Genomic DNA, 8,479 nt, shown 5'->3' with positions numbered 1-8,479 from the left:
GTTCAAGGCGCACGATCCGCAGATCGGGCGCGATGTGGCGATCAAGTTCCTGCATGCGTCGCTGTGTGAAGACGACGAGTACCGCTCGCGCTTCTTGCGCGAGGCGCGCGCGGCCGGCGGCTTGTCGCACCCGAACATCGTCACCGTGCACGACGTGGGCGAGATCGAAGGCCGGCCGTACATGGCGATGGAGCTGCTGGCCGGCGACTCGCTGAGTGACCTGATGACCGGCGGTCAGCTGCTGCCGCTGCGCGAGGTGGTGATCTTCGGCATCCAGCTGGCGCGTGCACTGGACTATGCGCATGCGCGCGGCATCGTCCACCGCGACATCAAGCCCGGCAACATCATGCGGTTGAAGGGCACGCAGACGATCAAGGTCACCGATTTCGGCATCGCCCACATGGACGTGCCGGCAGGCACCGGCGGTGAGCACCGCACGCGGGTTGGCGACATCCTCGGCACGCCGCAGTACATGTCGCCCGAGCAGACGCAAGGCGAGAAGATCGACGGCCGGTCGGACCTGTTCTCGGCCGGCATCGTGCTCTACCAGTTGCTGACCGGGCAGCGCCCGTTCCAGGGCGACAGCCTGGTGACGCTGGCGCTGAAGATCGCGAAGGATGACCCGCCGCCGATGGAGAAGCTGCGGCCCGGCCTGCCGGCATCGCTGCGCCGTGTGGTGGAGCGCTGCCTGGCCAAGGCGCCGGATCGCCGTTTCGCCACCGGGCGGGAGCTGGCAGATGCGCTGAGTCGCGTGCTGGTCAGCATCGACGAGGCCGCGCGCGGCGAGAACAAGCCGCGCATCGTGCCCTTGCGCGTGAAGTGGGCCGCGACGATGGCGCTGGTGGTTGCCGTCGTGATGGGCCTGACCGCGTCGGTCATCACGCAGCGCCAGTACGCCGCGATGATGGGGCAGGTCAGCGACTCCGGCGCTGCGCTGGCGCGCTTCATCGCGGCGCAGAACGCGGTGCCGGCGTTGTCCGAGGATTGGGYCGTGGTCGACGTGGCGCTGCAAGAGATCATGAAGACCAAGGACTTCGACAGCGTGGCGGTGATCGACCGCGAAGGTGTCGTGCGCTCGGCGAGCGACCCGGCCCTGGTCGGCCAGGCGTTTCAGCCGCCGGTGGGTGAGTCGCTCGGCACGCGCTCGGGCGGTGTGGCGGTGTCGCGCTACCGCGCGCATGACGAGCCGATGCTGGGCTTCGAGTCGCCGATCACCTTCCAGGGCAAACAGGTCGGGCGCGTGGCGCTGGGCTTGCCGGAGCGGCCGCTGCAGCGTGTGGCCCAGCTGTCGATGGTGCTGATGGCGGTGCTCGTGGTGGTCACCGTGCTGGCGGTGGCGGTGGCCATGTACTTCGTCGCCAACTGGTTCGCGAAGCCGATCCAGCTCGTCAGCGATTCGATGGCCGAGATCGCCAAGGGCCGCTTCGACTATCGCATCCGCGAGCAGCGCAAGGACGAGTTCGGCTTGCTCTACGCCGCGTTCGACCGCATGGCCCAGGCGCTGCAAGAGCTGTCGGGTGCCGAGGTGGTCACGCCGGCCGGGCTGTCCGGGCCGGAGACGCCGGTGCGCGTTGGCTCGACCCCCGTGCCGCCAGTCGCACGCGCCGCATCGATCGACGAGGCAGAGCCGCACACCGCAGCACGCAGCGGGCAAGGTCCGGAGTGAAAGCGGTCATGAACGTGGGCGGGTCAGACCGTCGCAGCAGCCGTGCGCCGGGTGCGGCGCTGCGTTGGGTGTGTGGGCTGTTGTTGGTTGCGCTGGCGGGGTGTTCCACCACGTCGCTCACGCCGCCCGGCCCACCGGCCACGCCGCCGCAAGCCACGCCCGCGGCCAGTGGCGAGGTAATCGCACGCAACGACCGCTTCGTGGTTTATCGGCCGGCAGCGGGCGAAGACCTGCGCTCGATCGCGGCCAGCCTGCTGGGCAGTGAAGAGCGCGACTGGGTGATCGGCGAGTACAACCAGGTCGACCGTGTCGAGCCCGGCCAGCCGCTGGTGGTGCCGCTGAAGAACCTGAACCCGATGGGTGTGCGCGGCGGCGAATACCAGACCGTGCCAATTCTTTGCTACCACCGCTTCGGCACGGGCGGCAGCAACAAGATGACGGTCTCGGCCGCCAACTTCTCGGCGCAGCTGGATTGGCTGAGCCGCAACGGCTACCGCGTGATTCGCCTGGCCGATCTGGCGGCCTACCTGAAGGGCGAGCAGGCCCTGCCGCGGCGCTCGGTCGTCATCACGATCGACGATGGCTACGAGTCGGTCCACCGGGTGGCGTACCCGCTGCTGCGCAAGCACGGCTTCCCGGCAACCGTTTTCGTCTACACCGACTTCATCGGTGCTGGCGACGCGCTGAACTGGGCCCAGCTGCAAGAGCTGAGCGCGTCGGGGCTGGTCGACATCCAGGCGCATTCGAAATCGCACCGCAATTTGATCGAGCGCGGCGCCGACGAAACCGATGAGCTGTATCGCCAGGCGCTGGACGCCGAGACACGCGTGCCGCGCGAGCTGCTCGAGCGCCGGCTGGCCGAGCCGGTGAAGCACTTTGCGCTGCCGTTCGGTGATGCCAACGAGGCGGTGCTGGCCTCGTTGATTAAGCAGAGCTACACGCTGGCCGTGACCGTCAACCCCGGCGGCAATGCCTTCTTCGCGCAACCCTTGATGCTGCACCGAACGATGATCTTCGGTGATCACGATCTGGAGGCATTCAAGGCGAAGCTGGAAACGTCCAAACGGTTCAGCAAGCCATGAAGCACCCCGTGCTTGATCACCGGTTGGGTTGGATGGCGCTGTGCCTGTGGCTGGCTGCCTGTGGCAGTGCGCCGCCGCGTGAGCCAGCGGGGGCGATGCCGCTGCCCGTTGAAACGGGCGCAGATTCGTCGTTGGCCGCTTTCGAGCGGACCCAGCAGGAGCGGGCGCAGCAGTTCACTCAACAGGGCCGTTATGCCGAGGCGGCCGACGCCTGGGAAGTGCTGGTGCTGCTGCGGCCGGAGGCAGCCGCCTATCGGGACAAGCTCGAGCAGGTCCAGGCCAAGGCCGAGTCAGACGCCGGTGATCACCTGCGCCGCGCCGAGCAGGCGCGACGGCGTGGTGACCTTGATGGTGCGCAGACCCAGTACCTGCTCGTGCTGCAACAGCAGCCCGACCAGGTGCAAGCGGCCGACGCGCTGCGCGCGATCGAGCGCGAGCGCAACCGGCGCAGCTACCTGGGCCGGCTTTCGCGTGTGACGCTTGGCAAACGGGGCGGAGGTGGTACCGAGGCGGCACCCGCGGCCAAGGCTGCGGCTTCGGCGCCGCAAAACGCTGCCGAGGCCAGCAAGGGCACCGGCCGTACGGCCGAGGTGCTGAAGCCGGTCAAGCGGCCCAGCCCGCCTTGAGTCAGGAGCCGGCGGGCGGTTGTTGACACGGTACGAGGTGCACAGCCGCGGCGGGCTGTGCAGGGTCTGCTACTTCAGGCCTTCGACCTTCTTCTGCAGCATCAAGGCCTTCTGGCGTTCGAGCTTGGCGGTGTCGTTGTTGGGGTCCAGCTCCAGCACCTTGTCCCAGGAGCGGATYGACCCGGTCAGGTCTTGCTTGGCGAAGGCCGTGCGCGCGTTGACCGTGTAGCGCGAGACCAGGCGCTTGCGCAGGTCCTCGGCTTTGGCGGCCGCTGCGGGCTGGTCCAGGCTGGCTGCGCGCTTGTATTCGGCGGCTGCGCGCTCCAGGTCACCCGCGCGCTCGGCGGTTTCGGCCGAGCGCAGGGCCAGCATGCCGGCCGTGGGCTCGGGTGCCGGCGGCGGGGCAGGGGGCGTGGGTGGCGCGACGGGCGTCGGTGCTGGTGCCGGCGTGGGGGGGTCGACGACGCGGCCCGGCGGCGGCGCCTTGCCGGGAATCCGAATGACCTGGCCACCAGCCACCTGCCGCGGCACCTTGATGTCGTTGTAGCGCGCCAGGATGTAGAAGGCGTAGATGTCGCCCATGAAGCGGCCGGCGATCTGCGACAGCGTGTCGCTCGGCCGCACCGTGTAGGCAAACGACTCGCGCCCCAGCGTCGCCAGCGGGTCCACATTGAGTTGGCGCGTCAGGTTCAGTGCCAGCTTGTTCGCCGGGTCCAACGCCAGCGCGTTCTGCAACTCGACGCGGGCCTGGTCTTCGCGGCCGCTCTCCAGCAGACTCACTGCCCCCAGCGCGGTTTTCTGCGCCTGGGCTTGGGCGGCCGGCGTGGCCGGACCCGTGGGTGCTGGCGGCGGGGCGGGCTCGACGCGGGGCGCTACTGGCGCGGTCGGCACCGGTGCGGGCTCGGCGGCGGTTGGCGATGGCGGTGGGGTCTCGCACGCCACGAGCAAGCATGCCGCAGCACTGAGCAGCAAGGTGTGCTTGGTCATCGTCGGCGTGAAAGGCATGGCGCTCCAAAGTCAGGCCTGGGCGCGAAGGAGTTTGCGACAAGCCCTGCTCGTTGACAGGTGACTTTCGGACATTGCGGCGGTTCGGATGGCGGCCGAGCATGCCCTGTGTCTTCTGTTGCCCCCACGCGCAGCGCGCCCAGCGTTTTGCAGCGTCCACCGATTGCCGCCATCGTGCAACAGCACGCCGAAGAGAGCGCAATGCTGCGGCATGTGCGTTCTGTGTTGGTGCGCGCGCCGCATGTGCGGCTGCACCAGCTTCGCCGGCTCGACGACCGCGTCGCCGCGCACCTTGATGGGCTGATGGTCGCAGGGCCCTATGGCGCCGAGTGCGCCGCCGCCGGGCTGGCGCGTGCGGGCGCGGGCGAGGTCTTCGCCGCCGGCGCCTGTGCGATCGAATCGCAGGACGAAAAGACACTGGACCGCCTGCTCGCTTTGAGCGCAGCGATGCCGGATGCGGCTCGCGGCCTGTTGTCTGCCTTCGGCTGGGTCTCGGCACCGCTGTTGCAAGGCACTGCGCGGCGTCTGCTAGCTTCGCCGCTGCCGCATTGGCGCGCGCTCGGCCTGGGAGCTTGCCGCTTGCACCGCGTCGACCCTGGGGTGGTGCTGGCATCGGCGTTGGCCGACGCTGACCCGGCGCTGCGCATCGAGGCCCTGCGTACTGCCGCGGCGCTGGGTCGTGTCGACCTTCTGGGCCACGCGCTGGCGCAGTTGAACGATGCGGACCCGGCGGTGTCTCGCCAAGCTGCCCAAGCCGCCTGCTTGCTGGGTGACCGCGGCGCCGCGCTGGCCTGGCTGGAGGCGGCAGCGAAAGCCCCTGACCCGGAAGATGCCAACAGCACACTGCTGGCGCTGCTGGCCACACGCTGGGAGCGTGCTGCTGAACTGGTGCGCACAGTGGCACAGCGGTCGGGCGAGCCGCAACGCCGCGTGGTGCGAGCTTGCGGCTGGCTGGGTGACACGCGGTTGGTGCCGTGGCTGATCGAGCTGATGGCGATCGACAGCTTCGCGCGGCTCGCGGGCGAGGCCTTCAGCACGATCACCGGGGCCGATCTGGCGGCGCTGAGCCTGGAACGCCCGCGGCCCGAAGGGCTACAGACCGGCCCCACCGACGATCCCGAAGACGACGACGTGGCGCTCGACGAAGACGACGACCTGCCGTGGCCCGATGCCGAGCGCGTTGCGGGCTGGTGGGCCGCACGCGCGGTGCAATGGCCCGTCGGTGCGCGCAGCTTCATGGGCGCCGTGCCCACTGCGGCGCATGGCGAGCAGGTGTTGCGCGAAGGCACACAACGCCAACGCGCCGTGGCGGCACTGTTACGCTGTCTGCTGCAACCGGGGACGCCGCTGTTCCCCACCGCTGCACCGGCCTGGCGCCAGCAACGCCTGTTGGCTGCAGCCCACGCGGCGTGACCTTCGGTCATTGATAGGGAGGCCGCAGGCCATGAACATCACCATAAGGCCCGTCGTGGCAACAACGAGGGGGTGAGTGAACATGTCTTTGACATTGCGCGTGTTGTCGCTGAACGAACAGCCCCTCACCCAACCCATCACGGCGCAGTTTGGCGCCCAGGGCGGCACCATCGGGCGCGCCGACCACAACACCATGGCCCTGCCGGACCCTGAGCGCCACATCTCGCGCCAGCACGCGCAGATCGCGGCCACCGGCCATGGCTATGTCATTCGCAACGTCGGCAGCGCCAACCCGATCAGCGTAGGTGGGCGGTCGTTGGCGCAAGGCGAGTCTGCGCCCTTGCGCCACGGCGAGCGCCTGCTGATCGGCGGCTATCTGCTCGAGGTGAGCGACGACGCCCGCACCCTCACCGAAGGCCCGACGCTGCTGCGGCGTGACCCGCAAACGCCCACCCGGCGGCCGGCCACGTCACCGCACGGTGCCAACCCGTTCGCCGACCTGCTGAGCGACTCCACCTTGTCCGAGGGCATGGCCCCTTCGCTCAGCTCGCGGCTGCCGGATGACTTCGACCCCTTCGCCACGGCACCGCGACCGGCGGACCGGCCCAAGGCCGCGCCCTCCGAAGGCGGCGTGTTCGCTGACCTGGTGCCCAGCAGCGCGGCGACGTCGATCGATGACCTGTTCGGCCTGCGCGGCAGTGGCAGCGGCAACCCCGACCCACTCGCTGCCTTCATGGCGGGCACCGGGCCCGCAACGGCGACGCCCGCACCGGCTCCCAGCCCTGCTGCATGGTCAGACCACACGCCCGAACTGAACGCGGCGTTCAGGCCACCGTCGATACGCCGGCCGCCCGAAGCCGACCCGGTGACTGTGCCGGTGGAGCTGGAGTCGATGTCGGCGCCCGTGCCTGAACCTGCGCCTGCGCCTGCCCCCGTGTCGGTGGCGGCGCCACCGCCCGTGAGTCCTGTTGCGGCAACTGGCGCAGGCGCGGCCGATACCGCCGCACTGTGGCGTGCGTTCTGCGAAGGCGCCGGCATCAAGCTCGACCCGCCGCAGGGGCTGAACCCCGAGCTGATGCGCGTGATCGGCGGCCTGCTGCGCACATCAGTGGGTGGCAGTCTGCAGCTGATGGCCGTGCGTGCGGCCACCAAGCACGAGCTGCGCGCCGAGGTCACGGTGATCCAGCCGCGCAACAACAACCCGCTGAAGTTCTCGCCCGATGCCCAGTCGGCCCTCGAGCAATTGCTTCAGCCGCCGGTGCGTGGCTTTTTGGACGGGCCGGCGGCGATGGACGATGCAATGCACGACCTGATCGGCCACGCCATCGGCTCGATGGCTGGCACGCGCGCCGCGCTCGAAGGTGTGCTCCGCCGTTTCGCGCCGGCCGAGCTGGAGAACAAGCTGGTCGCGCGCTCGGTGCTCGACAGCGTGCTGCCGATCAACCGCAAGGCCAAGCTGTGGGAGCTGTACCTGCAGCACTTCGAGGCGATCCGCGACGAGGCGCAGGACGACTTCCACAACCTGTTCGGCAAGGCCTTCTTGTCGGCCTACGAACAGCAACTGGAACGTTTGGAGCGCGAAAAGAGTGCTGCTTGACACCCGCACCCTCGCACTGCCACGCATCAGCCTGGCCAGTTGCAGCGAGATCGGTGCCCGCCGCACCAATGAAGACGATGTGCGCTGCGGGCGCGCCGGCCTGGCCTGGTATGCCGTGCTGGCCGACGGCGCCGGCGGGCACCGCGCCGGTGCCGTGGCTTCGGCGCGCGCCGTAGAGGCCCTGGAGGCGCAAACGAACGAGCGCGTGAGCTTCTGGTCGCCCGAGGCGCTGGCCGATGCACTCCGCGTGGCCAACACCGAGGTCAGGCAAGGGCAGGGCGACATACCACTCGCCGAGCGCATGCTCACCACCGCCGTGCTGTTGTGGGTCGACCCTGGTCGCCAGCAAGCCCTGTGGTCGCACGTTGGCGATTCACGGCTGTACCGCCTGCGCGGCGGCCGCGTCGACTTCGTGACGCGCGACGACAGCGTGGTGCAAGACCTGCTCGACGCCGGCCTGCTGACCGCAGCCCAAGCGCGCAAACACCCGCACAAGAACCAGCTCGTCGCGGCCCTTGGCCTGGACGAAGAACTCGCGCCTCATGCAGTGAGCGGCCCCGAGACAGTCGAAGAGGGCGATGCCTACCTGCTGTGCAGCGACGGCTGGTGGGACAGCCTGAGCGACGCCCAGATCATCGAGACCCTGAACAACGCCGACACGCCGCAGCACTGGCTGCAGCTGATGCGCGAGTGCATCGAGGAGCGGTGTGTGCCGAACCAGGACAACTTCAGCGCGGTGGCGCTGTGGGTGGGCGATCCCTGGGATCGGTCGTAGCGGCAGCGGGYCGCTGCTAGAGATCGAGCCGGTACGACAGGAAGCCGGTGCGGCTTCCGATCTTGTCGTACAGGCTGATGGCGCCCAGGTTCGAATCCCGGGTCTTCCAGTGCAGGACATAGGCACCGGCCTGGCGCGCTTGCGCGGCGACGGCCTCGATGAGTTGCCGTGCCACGCCCTGGCCCCGACAGTCCGGCGCGACGTAGAGGTCATCCAGTGTGCAGGCCGGGGCCAGGCTGTACGTTGAAGGGTGGAGGTAGAAGTGGGCGAAGCCGACGGGCTTGTCGTTGATCGCCACCAGGCCTTGCAGCGAAC

At 69.2% G+C, this 8,479-nt stretch carries 8 protein-coding genes; 6 read left to right on the top strand and 2 right to left on the bottom strand.

The window, feature by feature from the left end; genetic code table 11:
* The 3 genes from AC1DYI_RS20245 to AC1DYI_RS20235 all read left to right on the top strand — a co-directional run.
* Positions 1-1,666: protein kinase domain-containing protein (locus AC1DYI_RS20245; protein WP_477205930.1), on the top strand; the 1,666-nt coding region annotated here is incomplete at its 5' end.
* A gap of 8 nt (positions 1,667-1,674) precedes the next feature.
* Positions 1,675-2,748: a polysaccharide deacetylase family protein gene (locus AC1DYI_RS20240; RefSeq protein ID WP_477205929.1), complete on the top strand. Its 1,074-nt coding sequence runs from the start codon at positions 1,675-1,677 to the stop codon at positions 2,746-2,748.
* Positions 2,745-3,374, top strand: a complete 630-nt coding sequence (locus AC1DYI_RS20235) for a hypothetical protein (protein WP_477205928.1) — start codon at positions 2,745-2,747, stop codon at positions 3,372-3,374. Before AC1DYI_RS20240 ends, AC1DYI_RS20235 begins: the two co-directional genes overlap by 4 nt.
* A 69-nt stretch (positions 3,375-3,443) precedes the next feature.
* Here AC1DYI_RS20235 and AC1DYI_RS20230 read toward each other — a convergent pair whose 3' ends face one another.
* Complete coding sequence (locus AC1DYI_RS20230) at positions 3,444-4,361, bottom strand: LysM peptidoglycan-binding domain-containing protein (RefSeq protein WP_477205927.1); 918 nt, start codon at positions 4,359-4,361, stop codon at positions 3,444-3,446.
* A 192-nt stretch (positions 4,362-4,553) separates the two neighbouring features.
* Here AC1DYI_RS20230 and AC1DYI_RS20225 point away from each other — a divergent pair, with 192 nt between their 5' ends.
* The 3 genes from AC1DYI_RS20225 (at position 4,554) to AC1DYI_RS20215 (ending at position 8,164) form a co-directional block, all read left to right on the top strand.
* Positions 4,554-5,792, top strand: coding sequence for a TIGR02270 family protein (locus AC1DYI_RS20225; protein ID WP_477205926.1), 1,239 nt, complete (start codon positions 4,554-4,556; stop codon positions 5,790-5,792).
* A gap of 82 nt (positions 5,793-5,874) precedes the next feature.
* Entirely contained in the window at positions 5,875-7,389 is a 1,515-nt protein-coding gene (tagH, locus tag AC1DYI_RS20220) for a type VI secretion system-associated FHA domain protein TagH (protein WP_477205931.1), read from the top strand.
* Positions 7,379-8,164 carry a PP2C family protein-serine/threonine phosphatase gene (locus tag AC1DYI_RS20215; RefSeq protein ID WP_477205925.1) on the top strand — a complete coding sequence of 262 codons (786 nt, stop codon included), beginning with the start codon at positions 7,379-7,381 and terminating at the stop codon, positions 8,162-8,164. Before tagH ends, AC1DYI_RS20215 begins: the two co-directional genes overlap by 11 nt.
* Positions 8,165-8,180: 16 nt before the next feature.
* Here the strand turns inward: AC1DYI_RS20215 and AC1DYI_RS20210 are convergent.
* Positions 8,181-8,479 (bottom strand): N-acetyltransferase family protein (locus AC1DYI_RS20210; RefSeq protein WP_477205924.1); only part of this gene is annotated, 299 nt, incomplete at its 5' end.

It is taken from the genome of Ideonella sp. P3_A4 (assembly GCF_056403075.1).
The sequence above is the reverse complement of the archived record's forward strand: the minus strand, read 5'-3'. Positions and strand labels throughout refer to the sequence as shown.